We start from the raw sequence: 19,565 nt of genomic DNA, 5'->3' as shown, positions 1-19,565 counted from the left end.
GCGGCCATCACCGGCCGTCTTCCACTGCGAGGTCAGCCATGCATACTCCTCCCGAACGGCCGCTTGCCGGCATGCGCGCGCTCGTCACCGGCGTGGCGAACGCCGATTCGATCGCTTACGGCTGCGCCCGTGCGTTCGCCGACCTCGGTGCGCAACTCGCCATCACCTATCTCAACGACAAGGCCAAGCCCTACGTCGAGCCGCTCGCCAACGAACTGGGCGCGCAATTGCTGCTGCCATTGAACGTCGAGGAAGACGGCCAGCTCGACGCCGTGTTCGACGCCGTGCGCGATACGTGGGGATCGCTCGACATCGTGCTGCACTCCATCGCCTATGCCCCGAAAGAGGATCTGCAGGGCGGCCTGCTCGCTTCGTCGGCGCAGGGCTTCGCGTATGCGATGGACGTGTCGTGCCACTCGTTCATCCGCATGGCGAAGCGCGCCGTCCCGCTCATGCCGCACGGCGGCACGCTCTTCGCGATGAGCTACGACGGCGCGAACCGCGTCGTGCCCAGCTACAACCTGATGGGCCCGGTGAAAGCGGCGCTCGAAGCGTCGTGCCGCTATCTCGCGTACGAACTCGGACCGATCGGCATCCGCGTGCACGCGATCTCGCCCGGGCCGCTCAAGACGCGCGCGGCCTCGGGGCTGCCCGACTTCGACCGCATGCTCGCTGAGGCCGTGGAGCGCGCGCCGCTCGGCGAACTCGTCGACATCATGGACGTGGGCTACGCCACCGCGTATCTCGCCACGCGCTACGCCCGCCGCATGAGCGGCAACACCGTGTACATCGACGGTGGCGCGCACATCATGGCTTAGCACGAAAGCCGCAAAGCAAAGCTCGCATCGGTATAAGCCGTGCGCCCCGGCTCGCTAGAATCGAGCGTTCGGTCTGCTTACGAAAATCATGCAGGCAGGCCGAAACGCCTTTCAACGACAGACGGGGATCACCATGGCAGGGTTGGGACGCACGGCGCGCTGGTTCGGCGCGGGCATCATCGCATTGAGCGCGGCGGCGGCGCATGCAGAAACGTCGCTGCTGAACGTCTCGTACGACGTGACGCGCGAGTTGTACAAGGACATCAACGCGAGCTTCATCGCCGACTACCAGAAGAAGACCGGCGAGACCCTGGCGATCAAGCAGTCGCACGGCGCGTCGAGCGCGCAGGCGCTCTCGGTGCTGCAAGGCCTGCAAGCCGATGTCGTGACGATGAACCAGCCCAACGACATCGACCTGCTCGCGCAGCAAGGTCATCTCGTGCCGGCCGACTGGCGCACGCGCCTGCCCGACGCGAGCGCGCCGTACACGACGACGATGGTGTTCCTCGTGCGCAAGGGCAACCCCAAACACATCAAGGACTGGGACGATCTCGCCAAGCCTGGCGTACAGGTCGTGATCGCCAACCCGAAGACGTCGGGCAACGGACGCTACGCGTATCTGGCTGCGTGGGGCTACCGCAAGCAGCAGGGCGCAAGCGACGCCCAGGCGCTCGACTTCGAACGCGCGCTGCTGAAGAACGTGCCGGTGCTGGACGCGGGTGGCCGGGGCGCCACGACGACCTTCACGCAGCGCGGCATCGGCGACGTGCTCGTGACGTTCGAAAACGAAGTGGCGCTCATCGATACGGGTGTGGGGGCGAAGGACTTCGAAGCCGTCTATCCCTCGGTGAGCCTGCTGGCGGAGCCGCCGGTGACGATCGTCGACAAGGTCGTGGACAAGCGCGGCACGCGCAAGAGCGCGCAGGCGTATCTCGACTATCTGTATTCACCCGCCGCGCAGGAGATCATCGCGCAGCATCACCTGCGTCCGCGCGATGCCGCGGTGCTCGCGAAGCACGCAAGCGAGTTCAAGCCGATCAAGACCTTCACGGTCGAGCAGGTGTTCGGCAGCTGGCAAAACGCACAGGCGACGCATTTCGCCGATGGCGGCACGTTCGATCAGATCGTCGCGAACCGCAATTGATCCGGGCGGCACGTAAGGACAGCGCTTAAAATAAAAGCGCCTCGCAATTGGCGAGGCGCTTTGCATTTCTCAGGCTATGGGTTTAGTACCAGCCGCGACGGCCATGCCATTCGTTGCGGCCGTACCAGCGGCGGCCGTCCCAGTAGCGGTCGCCGTGCCAGCCGATCACGACAGCCGGCGCGTAGGCCACGCGCACGGGCGGCGCGACGTAGACCGGGCGCGGCGCGACATAAACAGGCTGCGGCGCGACATACACCGGCGCGGGAGCCACATAAACCGGAGCGGGCACGCCGACGTTCAGGCCGACCACCACGCCGGCCATCGCGGTTTGCGAGGCGGCCAGGACGAGCGCTCCAGCACCCAGCGCGGCAAAGAGTTTGGTTTTCATTTTGAGCCCCTTCGGTTGAAGATTCGATGGCTTCAATGTAGCCGGGCGCTCGCCGGCTTGAGTTACCAAACTGCAACAAACTGCGCGCGAATTTTACGGGCGGTAATGGGAGGAAAGGGCGCTCGCCCGCCTGTCGCGGGCTTCCCGCATGTTTGGCGCAGGCGGGCCTGTTTCAATTCGTGATCGTGAGGGCAGGCCTGTAAACGAACGGCGCGCCGGGCGCGGAAGCCCGGCGCGGTTCCAGCCGTTACTGCACCGCGACGCTCGCGAAGTTCTGGCGTCCGAACGGGCTCACCTGATAGCCGCTCACGGTTGTGCGCGTGATGGCGGAGGCGGTCGGGTAGCCGAGCGGAATCCACAGCGCCTGGTCGCGGATGATCTGCTGGGCGGCTTCGTAGAGCTTCACGCGCTTCGCCTGGTCGGCGGTGGCCTTGCCTTCGGCGATCAGCTTGTCGAGCTGCGGATCGCAAAAGCGCGCGAAGTTGATGCCCGACTGCACCGCATTGCAGCTGAAGAGCGGCGAGAGATAGTTGTCGGGGTCGCCGTTGTCGCCGGCCCAGCCCATGAAGAGCGTGTCGTGCTGGCCCTGCTTTGCCTGCTTGATCAGCTCGCCCCACTCGATCACCTTGATCTCGGCCTTCACGCCGATCTTCGCGAAATCGGCCTGCAACAGCTCCGCACCCGCGCGCGGGTTCGGGTTCAGCACGCTGCCGTTCGGACGCACCCAGATCGTCGTCGCGAAGCCGTTGGGGAAGCCCGCGTCGGCGAGCAGCTGCTTCGCCTTCGCCGGGTCATACGGATACGGCTGGATCGACTTGTCGTAGCCCCAGGTGATGGGCGGCCAGGGGTTGGTCGCGGGCGTGGCGGTGTTGTCGAAAATCGCCTTCAGGTACGTCGTGCGGTCGAACGCCATGTTCAGCGCCTGGCGCACCTTCTGGTTGTCGAGCGGCTTCTTCTGCGTATTGAGCGCGACGAACGCTGTCATGAACGCGGGCGTCTCCACCACCTTGAGCGACTTGTCGTCCTTCGCGGCGGCCACGTCCTGGGGCTTGGGCGAGAGCGCGATCTGGCATTCGTCGGCCTTCACCTTCTGCGCGCGCACGGCGGCGTCGGGCGTGATCGCGTAGATCAGGCGGTCCACCTTCGGCTTCGGCCCCCAGTAGGTCGGGTTCACGTCGTAGCGGATCACCGCGTCCTTCGTGTAGCTCTTGAGCACGAACGGGCCCGTGCCCACCGGCTTCGCGTTGAGGTCGACCTGCTTGCCGGCCTTGAGCAGCTGGTCGGCGTACTCGGCGGAGTAGATCGACGCGAAGCCCATCGTGAGGATCGAGAGGAAGGTGGCGTTCGGCTCGTTGAGCTCGAACTTCACCGTGTTCGCGTCGACCTTCGTGACCGCCTTCACGAGCTTCACGAGGCCCATCGACTGCGCGTGCGGGAAGCCGCTCGCGCCGGCCACCTTGTGCCACGGATTGTTCGCGTCGAGCATGCGGTCGAACGTGAAGACCACGTCGTCGGCGCTGAGCGTGCGCGTGGGCTTGAACCATTCGGTCGTCTGGAACGCCACGTCGGGCCGCAGATGGAACGTGTAGGTCAGGCCGTCGGCGCTCACTTCCCACTTGTCCGCGAGCGCGGGCACGACCTTCTTCTGCGTCTCGTCATAGGCCACGAGCGAATTGAAGATGACGTCGGCGGACGCGTTGGTCGTGACGAGCGAGTTGAACTGCACGACGTCGAAGCCGTCGGGACTCGACTCGGTGCAGACCGTCAGCGGTTTGGCGAGCGCGGGCGTGGCCGCGAACGTGGCGCCAAGCGCGGCCGCGAGCACGAAAGCAGGCACGAGCGTGCGCGCGGAGGGCGAGGTGAAGCGCATGGGATCTCCGTGGTTCTTCGGTGGCGGGCGGCGCCCCGTTTTGTTCGATTCAGGAGAGGCGAGAAGGCTCAGAAGGGCGCCCGGACGAGCCAAGCTTATCGAAGGGAAATTGCCGAGACAACAATTTAATCGACATACCCATATGGCATGGGGGCGCCGCGCGGTGAGCCGGGGCGGCTCAGTGGCTCGCCGTGCGCGGCTTGCGCGGCGCCTTTTCGAACACGCGGTCGTAGACCCAGCGCGGCAGCGCGCGCAGCATCGTGGCGGCCACGCGCATCGGCCAGGGGAACACCGCGAACGACGTGCCGCGCGCGATCGCTTGCGCGGTCTTCGCGGCGAACTGGTCCGCGTCCATCAGGAAGGGCATGCGGTAGGGGTTCTTCGCCGTCATCGGCGTGCGGATGTAGCCGGGCGCGATGGTGACCACGGGCACGCCGAACGGACGCATTTCCACGCGCAGCGCTTCGAGATAGGCGAGCGCCGCGGCCTTCGAGGCGCTGTAGGCGCCCGAGCCGGGCAACCCGCGCACGCCGGCCACGCTCGCGATGCCCACGAGCGTGCCGCGCCTTGCCTGCGCCATGGCCGAGGCGAACGGCTCGAAGGTGGCGACCATGCCGAAGTAGTTGGTGTCCATCACGTCGCGGAACGTGGCGAGATCGCCTTCGCCCGTCAGCACGCCGCGGCTCACGCCCGCATTGGCGATCACGATGTCGGGCATGCCGTGCCGGGCGATGAAGTCGCGCGCGGCGGCGGCGAGCGCATCGGCGTCGCGCACGTCGGCGGGATAGATCGAGACGGGGTGGCCGGGGTGGGACTGCCGGAAGCCGGCAAGGGCCTCGCCGCGGCGCGCGACGAGCCCGAGGACGGCGCCCTGCCGCGCGTATTCGGCAGCGAGCGCGGCGCCAATGCCGCTCGACGCGCCGGTGATGAAGACCTTCAGTGGCGCGTCTTGCATGGCGCGGTTCCTCACATCTTCTTCGCGCGGATCTGCGAGATGATGTAGTCCATCACCTGTGCCGTGCCCGGCAGTGCCTTGTCTTCCGGACCCTGGACCATGGCCGGGCCGGTCTCGTACTTGCCCTGGATCGCGATGGTCGGCACGCCGTCGATCTTGTAGGCATCGAGCAGGGCCTTGTCGCGCTGCAGCGCGCTCTGCGTCGAGAACGAGTTGTACGCTTCCATGTACTTCTTCGCATCCACGCCTTGCGTGGCGAGAAACTTCGCCTGGTCTTCCGGCGTGAGCAGGTAGTTCTTGTTCACGTGGATTTCGTGGAACACGACCGGCGTGAGCTTCTGGGCGAGGCCGAGCGCGTCGAGCGCGTAGTACATCTTCGAGTGCGGGATGAAATCGTCACGGAACGCCACCGGCACGCGCTTGAACACGACGTCCGGGCCCTGCTTCTTGATCCATGCCTCGAGATACGGGTCGAACGCGTTGCAGTGCGGGCAGCCGTACCAGAAGAACTCGATCACTTCGATCTTGCCTGCGGGCACGTCGAGCGCCTGGGGGGCCTTCAGGACCGTGTAGTCCTTGCCGGCCACGGGTGCCGCGGCCGAGGCGTGGGCCACACCAGCGATCAGCGAAAGCGAGAGAAAAAGCGTACCGAGAAGTCGTTTCATGGCGTTGGAATCCACTGTTCTTGGACCGGCGGCGGCCGGTTGTCTGCCGCAGGACGCCGTTGGCGCGAACCAGGCGCGTGCGGGTGCTGCGCGGGTATTGCTTGTTGATGGACGCCGCGCCGCGCGCCGCGGCCAGGCCTCACGCGAACGCCGCGCTGCTGCGGCTTCGGCGGGCGGGCGCGCGGTACGCGGCGCGGACGACGATTACTGCTTCGTGAAGCGGATGACGGCCGTATCGATACCGGCGTCGGACAGGCGCTGACGCGTCGAGTTCATGTCGTCGAACTTCGTGAACGGACCGATGCGCACGCGGAAATAGGTCACGCCGCCGGCGTCGCGCTGCGTCACCTTCGATTCGAACCCCTGGAACGCGAGGCGCGCACGCTGCTGCTCGGCGTCGCCGGACGTCTTGTACGCGCCCACCTGCAGGAAATAGCCGGTGTTGGCGTCGCCCGGTGCGGGCGCGGCGCTGCCGGGCTTGGCGCCCGGGGGCGTCGGCACCGCGTTGGCGGGCTTCTGCGGCTGGTTGTTCGCGAGGATCTGCGCCGGGTTGCTCGTCGAGTTGCTGGCCGACTGCGGCTTCTTCGCGATCGCTGTGCCGCTCGTGACGTTTTCACCCGTCGACGGTTGCGGAGCCACGGCCACGCCGTTGTTGGCGGCGTTGCTGTTCGAGCCCGAGGGCGGCACTTCCACGATCTGCGGCTCTTCGAGCATGCCCGAGGACTGCGACTGGTTCGTGGTCTGGCCCGGCGCCGTGTTGGGCGGCGTGCTTTGCGCGGCTTGCGGCACCGGCTGGCCCGGCGACTTGCCCTGCAGCGCGCGGTTCGGGTCGACCTGCTCGTTGTTCTGGCCGACGTCGGAAGCGGCCGGCGGCGCGACCTTCGAGACGAACGGCGTGGGCGCGCGCGTGATGTACAGCGCCACCACCACCGCGATCGCAAGGCCGACGATCAGGCCCAGCACGATGCCGAGAAAGGTTCCCCCGGACTGCTTCGACTGCTGTTTTGTAGTGCGGCGCGGTTTTGCCATCGTCTGAATCACCTGCAAACAAGAGAATCCTGGAATGGCCGTCCGCGCGAGGCGGCGGCCCCAAACAAGCTGCTGCGCGCGGGTCTCGCGCGTCTCGTTACATGCGCTCCGGCGCGGACACGCCGATCACGGCGAGGCCGTTCGCGAGCACCCGGCGCGTGGCCGCGAGGAGTGCGACGCGGGCGTCGCGTTCGGCGACGTCATCGACGAGAACGCGTTCGGCATTGTAGAACGAGTGAAACTCAGCGGCGAGTTCGCGCAGGTAGAACGCCACCGCGTGCGGCGCGAGTTCGCTGGCCGCATGCGTGAGCATGTCGGGGAATTCACCGAGTTTCGCGATGAGCGCGAGCGCGCGCTCGCTCGCAAGCGGCGCGAGATCGACCTTGGGCAGCGCGGCCGGATCGCCGCCGAACTTGCCCTGCCAGTCGCCGAGAATCGACGAGATGCGCGCATGCGCGTACTGCACGTAGTACACCGGGTTTTCGTCGTTTTCCTTCAGCGCGAGGTCGATGTCGAACACGAATTCGGTGTCGGCCTTGCGCGAGATGAGGAAAAAGCGCACGGCGTCGCGGCCGCGGCGGATGGTCGCCTCGTCGAGCAGGTCGGGCGAGACTTCGCTGCCCGGGTTCGCGCCGCCCGACCATTCGATCAGGTCGCGCACCGTCACGTAGCTGCCCGCGCGCTTGGAGATCTTCACCTCCTGGCCGTCGCGCATCACCGTGACCATCTTGTGCAGCACGTAGTCGGGATAGCCCTTCGGAATGCCGATGCCGAGCGCCTGCAGGCCCGCGCGCACGCGCGCGATGGTGCCGTGGTGGTCGGAGCCCTGGATGTTGATGACCTTCGTGAAGCCGCGCTCCCACTTGGTGACGTGGTAGGCCACGTCCGGCAGGAAGTAGGTGTAGGTGCCGTCGGACTTGCGCATCACGCGGTCCTTGTCGTCGCCGTAGTCGGTGGTCTTGAGCCACAGCGCGCCTTCCTGCTCGTAGGTCTGGCCCGAAGCGACCAGCGCCTCGACGGTCTTCTCGACGCGGCCTTCCGTGTACAGCGACGACTCGAGGTAGTAGCGGTCGAACTTCACGCCGAACGCCTGCAGGTCGAGATCCTGCTCGTGGCGCAGATAGGCCACGGCGAAACGGCGGATCGCTTCGAGGTTCTCGGGGTCCTTCTCGCCCGTCACGGGCTCGCCGTCCTTGGCCGCGACCGTTTCGCCCGCAAGGTAGTCGCGCGCGATGTCGGCGATGTATTCGCCGTTGTAGGCCGCTTCCGGCCATTCCGCGTCGCCGGGCTTGAAGCCGCGCGCGCGTGCCTGGGTGGAGACGGCGAGGTTGCCGATCTGCACGCCCGCGTCGTTGTAGTAGAACTCGCGGTGCACGTCATAGCCCTGCGAGCCGAGCACGTTCGAGATGGCGTCGCCGAGTGCGGCCTGGCGGCCGTGGCCCACGTGCAGCGGGCCCGTGGGGTTGGCCGAGACGAATTCGACGAGCACGTGCTTGCCGGCTTCGCGCTGCGAGCGGCCGAATGCCTCGCCCTGCTCGAACACGGCGCCGATCACGGCACGCTTGGCGCTGGCGGTCAGACGCAGGTTGATGAAGCCGGGGCCGGCCACTTCGGCCGCCTCGACGAGGCCTGCGGCCTCGGGCTGGGCGAGCACGGCGTCGACGATCTGCTGGGCGAGCTGGCGCGGATTCGCGCGCATGGGCTTGGCGAGCTGCATCGCGACGTTGCAGGCGACGTCGCCGTGGGCGGCGACCTTCGGGCGCTCGAGCGTGATCGCGGGCACGACGAATGCGGCTTCGCTCGCGCCTTCGGTGGCCTTCGCCACCTGGGCTACGGCTTGCGCGAGCAGGGTCTCCAGGGTGTGTTTCTGTGCGGGCAGCATGCTGGTTGCAAGTCCTGTGCGGGTAATGGGATGCGGGGCCGGCGCCTGGGGGCGTAACCGGGGGCATGGCCCCTGGCTTGCCGGCGCTGACCGCCTAATACGGTGAGGGCGCCAGCCTCGCGGCGGGCCACCTGCCATGCGCCAATGCACGGGGGGCCTCGTTGCGGCAGGCGGCGTGGCGGCGCACCTGACGCCAGAACGTCCGGGCGCCGCACCCTGCGGGTAATTCCGTCCTGACGGATTTTAGCAGGTGCTAATATGTGAAATGAGGTAGCGCGACAGGGACCGCCTTGGCCCATCTGGCTTCGCAGGCCGGAACGTCACGCGCAGATCCAAAAAATCATAAAGGGAACAGACATGCTGGTTACTTTTAAATGCCACGCGGCGCCTGACGTCACGATGCTGGAGAACCTCGCACAGTACCTTCTCGGCATCATCGGCAAGCGGCTTGGCCCGCGCGGCGTGATTACCCACGACGAACTCGATACCGCCATCACCAAGCTCGAAGCGGCCATCGCCACGGACAAGAAAGAGCGCCACGAGCAGGAAGGCCACTTTCACGAAGGCGAGGATGACCACATGCATCACGAACTGCCGGTCGGCCTCGCGCAGCGCGCCTTTCCTTTCCTCGATATGCTGCGCGCCGCGAAGAAGGAAGACAACGACGTTTTGTGGGGCATTTGAGGTCCGTGCTTGACGTCCTTGCGTGACATGACTGGGGGCGAGCGCGCCATTGCGCCTGATTGACCCGCCCAATTCGACGTTCCAAAAGCAAAGAGCCCGCAATGTTGTGGGCTCTTTGCTTTTGTACACCGTCGGCTCACCTTACTGGCTGGCGGCCGCCGGTTCGGCAGCGGAAGCCTCCGGCTTCATCTTCTTTTTCTTCGGCTTCTTCACGTGCTTTTCGGTGGGCGCCGAATACGACGTCGCCGGGCTTGCCTGCTCCGGCGCGGCCGGCTGGGCGAACGACGGCTGCGCAAGCGCCGCGACGCCGAAGGCGGTCAACATCAACATCAGCTTCTTCATACGATTTCTCCGTCGAGGTTGCTTCGATTTTGCGTTTTTAGGATTTGCTGATGATCGAGCCGGCGCGGCGTTGCCGCATGGGGCCGGGTGTCATGCAGGTGATACCGGGTCTTGCCGGGCCATCTTACAAAGCCGAAAAATCGCGCGCGCGTAATCTTCACCTTGCCGGATGGCGTATGTCGGGCGGCGACAACAGGGGGTAGCGCGACGGGAGAAAGCGCGCCGCCCGCGGCGGCGCGCCGTGCGGCTTAGAGCTGCGGCGCGAGTGCGCGGCGGGCGTCTTCGTCGGAGAGCGACATACGCTTTGCATAGTCGGCGAGCTGGTCCTGGCCGATCTTGCCCACCGAGAAATAGGTGCTGTCCGGGTGCGCGAGATAGAAGCCCGACACGCTCGCGGCCGGCAGCATGGCGAGCGATTCCGTCACGCTCATGCCCACCTCGCCCGCCTGCAGGAAGTCGAACATGTCGCGCTTCACGAGGTGATCCGGGCAGGCCGGGTAGCCGGGAGCCGGGCGAATGCCCGCGTACTTTTCGGCGATCAGCGCGTCGTTGTCGAGCGCTTCGCTCGCCGCATAGCCCCACAGGTCGCGGCGCACGCGTGCGTGCAGCGCTTCGGCGAACGCTTCCGCGAAGCGGTCCGCGAGCGCCTTGAGCATGATCGCGCTGTAGTCGTCGTGGTCCTTCTCGAACTGCGCTTCCTTCACGTCCACGCCAATGCCCGCGGTCACCGCGAACATGCCGATATAGTCGGCCACGCCCGAGTCCTTCGGCGCGATGAAGTCGGCGAGCGAGCGGTTCGGACGCATCACGCCGTCCACCACGGGGCGCACCGACTGCTGGCGCAGGTTGCGCCACGTGAGCGCGACTTCGCTGCGCGACTCGTCGGTGTAGATCTCGATGTCGTCGTCGTTCACCGTGTTCGCGGGCAGCAGCGCGATCACGCCGTTGGCCTGCAGCCAGCGGCCCTGAATCAGGCGCGAAAGCATCGACTTCGCGTCGGAAAACACGCGGCGCGCCGACTCGCCCACGATCTCGTCGTTGAGGATCTGCGGATAGGGACCGGCGAGATCCCACGTCTGGAAGAACGGACCCCAGTCGATGTAATGCGCGAGTTCGTTCAAGTCGAAGTTCTTGAACAGGCGGCGGCCGATGAACTTCGGCTTCACGGGCTGGAAGTTCGCCCAGTCGATCTTCGTCTTGTTCGCGCGCGCTTCTTCGAGCGTCACGAGCGGCGTGGCCTTCTTGTTGGCGTGCTGGTCGCGAATGCGCTCGTAGTCGGCCTTGAGTTCGTCGAGGTACTTCGCTGCACCTTCATCGGAAAGCAGGCTCGACGCGACCGACACCGAACGCGAAGCGTCCGGCACGTACACGACCGGACCTTCGTAGTGCGGCGCAATCTTCACGGCCGTATGCACACGCGAGGTGGTCGCGCCGCCGATCAAGAGCGGAATCTTCTTGATGCGGAAGTAGTCGTCGCGCTGCATTTCGCTCGCAACGTACGCCATTTCCTCGAGCGACGGCGTAATGAGCCCCGAGAGGCCGACGATATCCGCGCCTTCGACCTTGGCCTTCGCGAGGATCTCGTTGCACGGGACCATCACGCCCATGTTGACCACTTCGAAGTTATTGCACTGGAGCACCACCGAGACGATGTTCTTGCCGATGTCGTGCACGTCGCCCTTCACGGTCGCGATGACGATCTTGCCCTTCGCGCGCACGTCGGCGCCCGATTCGGCGAGCAGGCGCTTTTCTTCCTCGATGAACGGAATCAGGTGCGCCACGGCCTGCTTCATCACGCGCGCCGATTTCACGACCTGCGGGAGGAACATCTTGCCCTGGCCGAACAGGTCGCCGACGATGTTCATGCCGTCCATGAGCGGGCCTTCGATCACGTTGATCGGCCGGCCGCCGCCGCCCATGATCTTCTCGCGCGCTTCTTCGGTGTCCTCGACAATGAAGTTCGTGATGCCGTGCACGAGTGCATGCGCAAGACGCTTTTCCACGGCCTGGTTGCGCCACTCGAGGTTCTCTTCCTTCTTCGCGGCGCCGGTCTTGAACTTGTCGGCGATTTCGAGCAGACGGTCGGTGCCGTCGGCGCGGCGGTTGAGCACCACGTCTTCCACGCGCTCGCGCAGCTCGGCGTCGAGGTCGGCGTACACGCCGAGCTGGCCCGCGTTGACGATGCCCATGTCCATGCCCGCCTGAATGGCGTGGTAGAGGAACACGGTGTGGATCGCCTCGCGCACCGGGTCGTTGCCGCGGAACGAGAACGACACGTTCGACACGCCGCCGCTGATCTTCGCGTAGGGCAGGTTCTGCTTGATCCAGCGCGTGGCGTTGATGAAGTCCACCGCGTAGTTGTTGTGCTCCTCGATGCCCGTGGCCACCGCGAAGATGTTCGGGTCGAAGATGATGTCCTCGGGCGGGAAGCCCACTTCGTTCACGAGAATGTCGTAGGAGCGCTTGCAGATCTCGGTCTTGCGCGCGAATGTATCGGCCTGGCCCTGCTCGTCGAACGCCATCACCACGCTCGCCGCGCCATAGCGGCGAATCAGCTTCGCGTGATGCAGGAACTGCTCCTTGCCTTCCTTGAGCGAGATCGAGTTGACGATGGCCTTGCCCTGCACGCACTGCAGGCCCGCCTCGATCACATCCCACTTCGACGAGTCGATCATGATCGGCACGCGCGCGATGTCGGGCTCGGAGGCGATGAGGTTCATGAAGCGCACCATCGCCGCCTTCGAGTCGAGCATGGCTTCGTCCATGTTGACGTCGATGACCTGCGCGCCGTTTTCGACCTGCTGGCGCGCCACCGCGAGCGCCTCGTCGAACTGGCCGTTGAGAATCATCCGCGCGAAGGCCTTCGAGCCGGTCACGTTGGTGCGCTCGCCCACGTTGATGAACAGCGTGCCTTCCGTCACGTTGAAGGGTTCGAGGCCGGAAAGGCGCAGGGTATGGTCAGTCATGGCGTGGGACCGGATCGTAGGGTGTGGGAGCGGGACTCGGAAGCGGCGATCGAATGTGGCGTCAGGCAGCGTCGCGATACTGGCCGGGCCAGCGGCGCGGCTTGATCTCGGCGAGTGCCCTGGCGATGGCCGCGATGTGCTCGGGCGTCGTGCCGCAGCAGCCGCCCGCCACGTTCACGAGGCCGGCGCTCGCGAATTCCTTGAGCAGTGCCGAGGTATCGGAGGGCGTTTCGTCGAAGCCCGTGTCGCTCATCGGGTTCGGCAGGCCCGCGTTCGGGTAGCACGAGACGTAGGTGTCGCAGAGCTTCGCAAGCTCGGCGATGTACGGGCGCATGAGCGCCGCGCCCAGCGCGCAGTTCAGGCCGAACGTGAGCGGCTTCGCGTGGCGCAGCGAGTTCCAGAACGCTTCGACGGTCTGGCCCGAGAGAATGCGGCCCGAGGCGTCGGTGACAGTGCCCGAGATCATGATCGGCAGATTCTCGCCCGTGTCTTCGAAGAGCTGGTCGAGCGCGAACAGGGCGGCCTTGGCGTTGAGCGTGTCGAAGATCGTCTCGACGAGGAACAGGTCGCAGCCGCCGTCCATGAGCGCCTTCGCCTGCTCGTAGTACGCATGGCGCAGCTCTTCGAACGTCACGTTGCGCGCGCCCGGATCGTTCACGTCGGGCGAGATGCTCGCCGTTTTCGGCGTCGGCCCGATCGCGCCCGCGGCGAAGCGCGGCTTGTCCGGCGTGGAATACTTTTCGCATGCGGCGCGCGCGAGCTTCGCCGACTCGACGTTCATCTCGATGGCGAGATCGCCCATGCCGTAGTCGTCCTGGGCCACCGTGGTCGCGCCGAACGTGTTGGTCTCGATGATGTCCGCGCCCGCCGCGAGATACTGCTCGTGAATCTCGCTGATGATCTGCGGCTGCGTGAGCGAGAGCAGTTCGTTGTTGCCCTTGATATCGCGCGGGTAGTCCTTGAAGCGTTCGACGCCGCCTTTACCTCGATAGGCGGCTTCGTCGAGCTTGTAGCGCTGGATCATCGTGCCCATCGCGCCGTCGAGGATCACGATGCGCGAGGCGAGCAGCGCGGGAAGCGCTGCGCCGCGCGTGTATTTGGCGTCCCCGGCGGGGCGCGAGGCAAGGGCTGCGGGCTGGTTCATGGATCGCGAGCGGGCGTGGTGCCGGTTGAACTGGGAAACTCCACATTGTAGCCGCTGCGGCAACCCGCCGCTGCGGGCGGCGTCGCGTGCCGGCAACCGCTGTGGCGCGCGCCGGACGGCCAAAAGAAAACCCCGCCCGGCAAGCCGGACGGGGTTTCGTGTGAAGGACGCTGCGCGTTGAGTGCCGCGGGGTGCGCTAGCGTCAGTGAAGCACGACGGGTTGCTGCATGAGGCTGTCGAACTGTCCGAGGAATTCGTCGACTTCGTCGAGCGACTGGTCTTCGTCCATCAGCTTTTGCACGTCTTCGCGAAAACGTGCCGCCATCACGCCGTCGATGAAGATCTCGCGGCGCGCGTTTTTGTCGACGATCTCGTAGCCGCCTGCGCGCATCGCGCTGTGGCCGTCCTGCGGTGGGAACTCGACGACGCAATAGTTGGGACTGTTGTAGATCATTTGCATGGCGACACTCCTTTTTCCTGTGCTCCCTGACCTTCTCAGGTCAATACATGGAGCGTTCGTTCTGGAATTCAAGGGGTGGGTCCCGCATCACCTCTTATGTGGACTGCTCTCCCTTTTTACTTCACTTCTCAACTGTGTCTGCTGCCACTGCCATGATGCTTTTACTTCGAACTACTTAGACCAACTGCTTGAGAAACGTTTCTAGCAAAGCGGTGAAACGGTGCGACTCCTCTACCGGGGCCAGATGCGCGGCATCGAGCACCACGAAATGCGACCCTTCTATCGCGCTTGCAAGGGCCTGCGTCATGGCCATCGGCGTGCCGCTGTCGTGGCGGCCCGCGACTGCGAGCGTCGGCACGCGCAGTTGCGCGAGCCTCTTGTGCACGTCGAAATCGCGTAGCGCCTCGCAGGCCATCGCATAGCCTTCTGAAGGGGTCCGTAATAAAACGTCACAAATGCGCTCGACAGTCGGCACATGCGCGTGCCGGAAGTCGGCGGTGAACCAGCGTGCCATCGTCGCGTCGACGAGCGCCCCGAGACCCTCGCTGCGTACTGTGGCGGCGCGATCGTTCCATGTTCCGCGTGCTTGTGGCGGCGTATGGCTCGCGGTGTCGCAAAGCGTGAGCGTCGTCACGCGTTCCGGATAATCGAGCGCGAACTGCTGCGCGATCATGCCGCCCATCGACATACCGACGAGATGCGCATGCTCGATGCCAGTGGCGTCGAAAAGCGCATCGAGGTCGGCGGCGAGATCTGCGAAGCCGAAGGGCTCGCTCGCGACGGCGCTCGCGCCGTGGCCGCGCACGTCATAGCGCAGCACGCTGTGGCGATGGCGGAAATGTCCGGCGAGCGTGTCCCACACGCCAAGGTCGCCGCCCAGTTGGTGAATGAACGCCAGCGCGGGCCCACCGCTCCTGTCGTCGAAGACATAGTGCGTATCGATGCCGTTGACAGTCACTTGCATGGGTTCCTCCTTCGCCTTCCAGGCTGGGAGTCAAGCCGTTTGCGAGGTACTGCATGCACGCGATGCTGGTGGAGCAATCCGCGCGCCTGGAGAGCGCGCAGACGATGCGCGATGCGATGTTCGTTAGCTTGTGTGTCGCGTCCCTGTTTGCTGCGCTGTTTATTGTGCCGTGCCGATTTTGTCCGTCTTGTGCAGCGTTGTATCGGTTTGTTCGTGTTGGTCCGTTTGTCGGTCCGTTCGCTGGTCCGTTGTCTGCGCGCCGTGTCGTGCTGCCGTGTTTCGTCTGCTTGTTCTTTGGCCCTTCGTGCTGCGCGCGATGCCTTGCGATCCTTGACGCATGGCTCGAGTCCAGTATGCGCTATTCCGCGAATTTGTGTTGCGAAGCGGGCCGTCCGGATCGCGCGCTGCGTGCGCTTGCGCGCTCAGGGATGCTCGGGCGCCGGGCCCGGCGAAGCGGGCGACGGTTGCGCGTCGCCGGTGGACGGTGGCGGCGGTGCTTCGGCTGGCGTTTCTGTCTGCATATTGGCGGGCGGCGCCGGCTGCGCCGACGGTTGCGGTTGCGGTTGCGGTTGCGACGCAGCGGGCGCAGAAGCCGGCGCCGCTTCCGGCGTTGCGGATTGTGCCGAGGTTGTGTCGGATGCGGCGCCGGGCGTCGTGGCGGTCGCGGCCGCTGCGGAGTCGGGCGCCGGCGCGGGCGCGTTCGATGTGTCCGGCACCGTGAGCGCGCCACGCCACACCAGTTCGAACTGGTTGCCATTCGGTTCGGTTTGCACGAGGCGCACGGGCAACCAGCCGAGCGACTGCGCGAGCCACACGTCGATGCGCCGCTTGTCGCCCTCGCGGCGCGGCAGACGCATGAAGTGGCGCGCCGTGACGTAGCCATGATCCGTGCTCACGGTTTCGTCGCCGATCGTGGTGATGGGCCAGGTCTCGCCGCTGTCGTTGTCCGCGACATAGAACTCGCGCGTGACGCCGGGCTTGTACGCATCGGGGTCGCCGCGCACGAGGCTCGCGAGCTGCATCACCATGCTGAAGCGGTCCTGCGCGCCATCGGGCAGCGCAAGCGAATTGGGTGTGCGCGTGAACACGATCTGGTTGTCGGTGCGGTTGAAAACCGTCACGTCCGAAGGACGATGGCCGCGCTTTTCGATGTACTGATCGGGCGCGAGGCCGAAGGCGTCCACGCGGCCCTTGCTCGTCCAGCTGAACTCGCCGACGAAGGGCAGCGGCACACGCACGATCATCTCGTAGCGCTGCCCGTCGCTCGACCAGTGGATCGTGCCGGGCTGATTGCGCACGCCGTTATAGAAGGTGTCGTACTGCAGCTCGCCCGATGGGGGCACCGAAAACTTCAGTCCATGCGAGGCCTGCGTGGCTTGCGCCGAAGGCTGCTTGCCGTTGCCCGGCGCAGTGCTGGCTGTCCCGCTGGTGCCGGCGGCGCTCGCGCTGGCTGGCGATGCGGCTGCGGGCGCGGACGCCGCCTGCGTATCCGGCGGCGAGGCCGGCGCTTTGGGATGCGGTTTGGGCGGCGTCACCGCGTGCAGCGTATGCGGCTCGGCGGGCCTGGGCGCCGGTTTGGGCGCGGCATGCGCGGGCGCCGCCGCGGGCCCCGCGGGCTTGGCCTCGCGCTCGATGCGCTCGGGTTTGAGCAGCGCCACTTGCACCGGCACACGCACATGCGCGACAGGCGCCGGCGCGCCGTGATGCCGCTCGAACCACTCGGCCGCGAGCCAATGCAGCGCCGTGACCGCGACGAACACACCGACCCAGCGCCACGCGCGCAAGCGCTGCGGCGTGCGTGAGTCGGTGTCGAGGCGGCGTGCCTCGCGCGGGGCGGCGGGAGTGGACATCGGCGGTTCGTGGGTCGGTATCGGTCGTACGTTAATGTGACACAACCCGCCGGGTGCCTGCAGAAACGCGGACGCGCACGAGCGGGGTCACATGTGTGCCGGCCCAGACATACAGCCCTCAGCGCGGCGTTGGACTGTACCCCAATTCGTACGACATTTTTTCGGCGCATGCGCGCAGCGCGGTGTCCACGGCGCCGTTCCAGGCGATATCGAACGCGCCTTCGTGACCGAGCGCGATGAGCCCGAGCGCGAGTTCGCCGCTCGCGTCGAAGACAGGCGTGCAGAACGCGTGGATGGTCGGCAGCAACATGCCCTCCACGCGGGCTGCACCATGCTCGCGAACTTCGGCGAGCGCCAGTTCGAGCGCTTCGGCCGTACGCGGCGTCGAGCCGTACGAGTAGTGCTGCGCGCCCGCGAGTTCGCGCTCGATCATCGGGGCGGTCTTGCTGCGCGGCAGGTAGGCGGCGAACAGCAGGCCGGTGGCGGAACTGAGCATCGGCATGACGTCGCCGAGCTTGAGCGATGCTTTCGCGGGGTGGCTCGACTCCAGCCAGTGCACGACGGTCGGCCCCTGGTTGCCCCACACGGCGATGCCCACGGTGATGTCGAGCGTGTCGCGCAATTCGGTGAGCGCGAGGCGCGCGAGCTTGACGCCGTCCACGCGCGCGAGGCGCGCGAGTCCGAGCTGCAACGCGAAGCCGCCCAGTTCGTAGCGCCCCGAGAGCGGGTCCTGCGCGACCACGCCGAGGCGCATGAAGCTCACGAGATAGCGGTGCGCCTTCGCCGGGCTCATGCCCGCGCGCTGCGCGAGGTCGCGCAGCATCATCGCGCGCGGCTCGCTGGTGAGCACTTCGAGCAGGCGAAAACCCACTTCGATCGACTGGATGCCCGAGCGCAGTTTTTCTTCGCCGGCTTCGGCGCCTTCCGCAGCGTCGGCGGTGTCGAGGGTGTCGGCGAGATCGTCGGCGTTCGTGGCGTCTGGGGCGCTCGCGCGCGGCGAGGCGGATCGGACGGTTGGCGGCATGGATGCGTTGTGGTGTTCAAACGTACGGCGACTGAGGGCATGTGGCGCGCCCGCTTGGGGCCCGCCGATTCACCATCGTAGAATACATTTCCCTTATCGTCACTCACGTCTGATTCCATGAAACTTGCCACGCTGAAGGACGGCACCCGCGACGGCCAGCTGATCGTCGTTTCCCGCGACCTGCGCAGCGCCGCCATCGCCGACGCGATCGCACCCACGCTGCAGCGCGTGCTCGACGACTGGCGCTTCTACGCGCCGCAGCTCGCCGAGCTGTACGACGCGCTCAACTACGGGCGCGCGCGCAACGCGTTCAGCTTCGACGCGCGCGATTGCATGGCGCCGCTGCCGCGTGCGTACCAATGGGCGGATGGCTCGTCGTACGTGAATCACGTCGAACTCGTGCGGCGCGCGCGCGGCGCCGAGATGCCCGCCGAATTCTGGACCGACCCGCTCATGTACCAGGGCGGCAGCGACGACTTCATCGGGCCGTGCGACGACATCGTGTGCGCGTCCGAGGCGTTCGGCATCGACTTCGAGGCCGAAGTGGCCGTCGTGACCGGCGACGTGCCGATGGGCGCGAGCCCCGACGAAGCGCTGCGGGCCGTGCGCCTTGTCACGCTCGTCAACGACGTCTCGCTGCGCAATCTCATTCCCGCGGAACTCGCGAAGGGCTTCGGCTTTTTCCAGAGCAAGCCGGCCAGCGCATTCGCGCCGGTGATGGTCACGCCCGACGAACTCGGCGAGCACTGGCGCGGAGGGCGCGTGCACCTGCCGCTTATCGTGCACTGGAACGGCAGGAAGGTCGGCCAGCCCGATGCCGGCATGGACATGGTGTTCCACTTCGGCCAGCTGATCGCGCACGCCGCGAAGACGCGCAATCTGCGCGCGGGCGCCATCGTGGGTTCGGGCACGGTCTCGAACAAGGATGCAAAGCGCGGCTACTGCTGCATTGCCGAGAAGCGCTGCCTCGAAATGATCGAAAGCGGGCAGGCGAGCACCGAATTCATGAAGTTCGGCGACAGCGTGAAGATCGAGATGCTCGACGAAGCGGGCAAGTCGATTTTCGGCGCGATCGATCAGGCTGTGGCGTCGCTGCACGGCGAGCAGTGACACACAAACGCTGAAGGGTTTCGCCGGATGCCGCGCGCCACGCGTGCGGCTACACTGGCGAACGCCCTTTTTCTGCGAGGGCATCGGGCAGACCAGTCAAGGTACGAGCCGTAGAAGCACGCAGCATCCGAACGTAAAACGACAAGGAGATGGTATGGACGCCTCCCTCCCGCGTCGGAACGGAGAGGCAGTAGGAACGGCGGAGCCCTCGCTGTACCCGACGGCATCAGAGTGCCAAAGTGGTGGTGTCAAAACGACCACTGAGGGTAA

The 19,565-nt window shown here is 66.1% G+C and carries 17 protein-coding genes; 4 read left to right on the top strand and 13 right to left on the bottom strand.

What is annotated here, in order from left to right:
- The first annotated feature begins 38 nt into the window (after window positions 1–38).
- A complete protein-coding gene (gene fabI / locus AB4Y40_RS20615; RefSeq protein WP_368689359.1) occupies window positions 39–818 on the top strand; it encodes an enoyl-ACP reductase FabI in 780 nt (259 codons plus the stop codon).
- 133 nt (window positions 819–951) lie between these two features.
- Window positions 952–1,962: a sulfate ABC transporter substrate-binding protein gene (locus AB4Y40_RS20610; RefSeq protein ID WP_368689358.1), complete on the top strand. Its 1,011-nt coding sequence runs from the start codon at window positions 952–954 to the stop codon at window positions 1,960–1,962.
- A gap of 82 nt (window positions 1,963–2,044) precedes the next feature.
- On the opposite strand, the gene AB4Y40_RS20605 is transcribed toward AB4Y40_RS20610, so the two are convergent.
- The 6 genes from AB4Y40_RS20605 to argS form a co-directional block, all read right to left on the bottom strand.
- Window positions 2,045–2,350, bottom strand: a complete 306-nt coding sequence (locus AB4Y40_RS20605; protein ID WP_368618081.1) for a hypothetical protein — start codon at window positions 2,348–2,350, stop codon at window positions 2,045–2,047.
- A gap of 247 nt (window positions 2,351–2,597) precedes the next feature.
- Window positions 2,598–4,220: an ABC transporter substrate-binding protein gene (locus tag AB4Y40_RS20600; RefSeq protein WP_368689357.1), complete on the bottom strand. Its 1,623-nt coding sequence runs from the start codon at window positions 4,218–4,220 to the stop codon at window positions 2,598–2,600.
- A 178-nt stretch (window positions 4,221–4,398) separates the two neighbouring features.
- Complete coding sequence (locus tag AB4Y40_RS20595; RefSeq protein ID WP_368689356.1) at window positions 4,399–5,175, bottom strand: SDR family oxidoreductase; 777 nt, start codon at window positions 5,173–5,175, stop codon at window positions 4,399–4,401.
- 11 nt (window positions 5,176–5,186) lie between these two features.
- A complete protein-coding gene (locus tag AB4Y40_RS20590) occupies window positions 5,187–5,840 on the bottom strand; it encodes a thiol:disulfide interchange protein DsbA/DsbL (protein WP_254314667.1) in 654 nt (217 codons plus the stop codon).
- Window positions 5,841–6,044: 204 nt separating this feature from the next.
- Window positions 6,045–6,887, bottom strand: a complete 843-nt coding sequence (locus AB4Y40_RS20585) for an SPOR domain-containing protein (RefSeq protein ID WP_368689355.1) — start codon at window positions 6,885–6,887, stop codon at window positions 6,045–6,047.
- Window positions 6,888–6,966: 79 nt separating this feature from the next.
- Window positions 6,967–8,751, bottom strand: a complete 1,785-nt coding sequence (argS, locus tag AB4Y40_RS20580; protein ID WP_368689354.1) for an arginine--tRNA ligase — start codon at window positions 8,749–8,751, stop codon at window positions 6,967–6,969.
- A 357-nt stretch (window positions 8,752–9,108) separates the two neighbouring features.
- Here argS and AB4Y40_RS20575 point away from each other — a divergent pair, with 357 nt between their 5' ends.
- A complete protein-coding gene (locus AB4Y40_RS20575) occupies window positions 9,109–9,435 on the top strand; it encodes a DUF1840 domain-containing protein (protein ID WP_368689353.1) in 327 nt (108 codons plus the stop codon).
- 141 nt (window positions 9,436–9,576) lie between these two features.
- Here the strand turns inward: AB4Y40_RS20575 and AB4Y40_RS20570 are convergent, their stop codons facing one another.
- From AB4Y40_RS20570 to AB4Y40_RS20540, 7 genes are all read right to left on the bottom strand, one after another.
- Window positions 9,577–9,777, bottom strand: coding sequence for an acid-shock protein (locus AB4Y40_RS20570; protein ID WP_342919521.1), 201 nt, complete (start codon window positions 9,775–9,777; stop codon window positions 9,577–9,579).
- A 248-nt stretch (window positions 9,778–10,025) separates the two neighbouring features.
- On the bottom strand, window positions 10,026–12,743 hold the full coding sequence (gene metH, locus AB4Y40_RS20565) for a methionine synthase (protein WP_368689352.1): 2,718 nt from the start codon (window positions 12,741–12,743) through the stop codon (window positions 10,026–10,028).
- 61 nt (window positions 12,744–12,804) lie between these two features.
- Window positions 12,805–13,887, bottom strand: a complete 1,083-nt coding sequence (locus tag AB4Y40_RS20560) for a homocysteine S-methyltransferase family protein (protein WP_368689351.1) — start codon at window positions 13,885–13,887, stop codon at window positions 12,805–12,807.
- Between the two features lie 202 nt (window positions 13,888–14,089).
- Window positions 14,090–14,347, bottom strand: a complete 258-nt coding sequence (locus tag AB4Y40_RS20555; RefSeq protein ID WP_028201771.1) for a DUF3567 domain-containing protein — start codon at window positions 14,345–14,347, stop codon at window positions 14,090–14,092.
- A 175-nt stretch (window positions 14,348–14,522) separates the two neighbouring features.
- Window positions 14,523–15,311, bottom strand: a complete 789-nt coding sequence (gene pcaD / locus AB4Y40_RS20550) for a 3-oxoadipate enol-lactonase (RefSeq protein WP_368689350.1) — start codon at window positions 15,309–15,311, stop codon at window positions 14,523–14,525.
- Between the two features lie 422 nt (window positions 15,312–15,733).
- A complete protein-coding gene (locus AB4Y40_RS20545; protein ID WP_368689349.1) occupies window positions 15,734–17,161 on the bottom strand; it encodes a DUF3108 domain-containing protein in 1,428 nt (475 codons plus the stop codon).
- Window positions 17,162–17,279: 118 nt separating this feature from the next.
- Window positions 17,280–18,185, bottom strand: coding sequence for an IclR family transcriptional regulator (locus tag AB4Y40_RS20540; protein WP_368689348.1), 906 nt, complete (start codon window positions 18,183–18,185; stop codon window positions 17,280–17,282).
- Between the two features lie 117 nt (window positions 18,186–18,302).
- On the opposite strand from AB4Y40_RS20540, the gene AB4Y40_RS20535 reads away from it, so the two are divergent.
- On the top strand, window positions 18,303–19,295 hold the full coding sequence (locus tag AB4Y40_RS20535; protein WP_368689347.1) for a fumarylacetoacetate hydrolase family protein: 993 nt from the start codon (window positions 18,303–18,305) through the stop codon (window positions 19,293–19,295).
- Window positions 19,296–19,565 lie beyond the last annotated feature (270 nt).

The sequence above is a fragment of the Paraburkholderia sp. EG287B genome, from assembly GCF_040965595.1.
In the GTDB taxonomy this organism is placed as follows: Bacteria; Pseudomonadota; Gammaproteobacteria; order Burkholderiales; family Burkholderiaceae; genus Paraburkholderia.
The sequence above is the reverse complement of the archived record's forward strand: the minus strand, read 5'-3'. Positions and strand labels throughout refer to the sequence as shown.